This window comes from Vibrio sp. 1069 (assembly GCF_033340555.1).
Genome location: NZ_JAWOWP010000335.1, coordinates 1 through 722, shown reverse-complemented (window position 1 = coordinate 722; position 722 = coordinate 1). Strand labels below are relative to the sequence as shown.

Below are 722 nucleotides of genomic sequence, written 5' to 3'. Positions count from 1 at the left end.
CGCGAACTTTACCTTAATGCCTTGCTTAATGATCGATTTATCTGGACTGGCACGCTCCAGTCGCTTTTCCAGTTCAGGATAAAGTTTCTCTTCGATCACTTGCCAGCACTCATCATAAGTAGAGATGTTTTGGCTAAACGTTCGCTCAACACCAACCGACTTTCTCTCACGCTCGACTACAACTTCTCGATCATCGATACCGTGACTGCGTTTCCACAATGATGCGCCTTGGCGGCCGAATTGGCGTAACAGTTCTCGATAGTCGCTATTTTTAATGTCTTCACACAGATAAAAGCCCGCTTGATGTAACTTTTCTAGACTGACCTTACCAACTCCAGGGATTTTTTCTAGTGGTAGCTTATCAACCACTTCTTGAACTTTCTCAGGAGGAATAACAAACTGTCCATTGGGTTTGTTCATATCCGAAGCAACTTTAGCGAGAAACTTAATCGGCGCGATTCCAGCAGATGCCGTCAGGCCCAACTCGTTTCGAATATCATTACGGATAGACTCCGCAATCAGGGTTGCTGAGCCCCTGCAAGCTGTCGCATCGGTAACATCTAGGTAGGCCTCATCAAGAGAAAGAGGTTCAATTAAGGAAGTATAACGTTCGAAGATAGCTCGAATTTGCAGTGAGACTTGTTTGTAGACATGCATTCGACCGGGAACAACGAGCAAATGCGGGCAAAGCTGCAACGCACGAGCGGTAGGCATGGCACTAC

1 protein-coding gene is annotated in these 722 nt (G+C 46.4%); it reads right to left on the bottom strand.

Features of this window, described 5'->3' with window-relative positions; translation table 11 throughout:
* Positions 1–722 (bottom strand): DNA polymerase IV (gene dinB, locus R7040_RS26350; protein ID WP_318097560.1); only part of this gene is annotated, 722 nt, incomplete at both ends.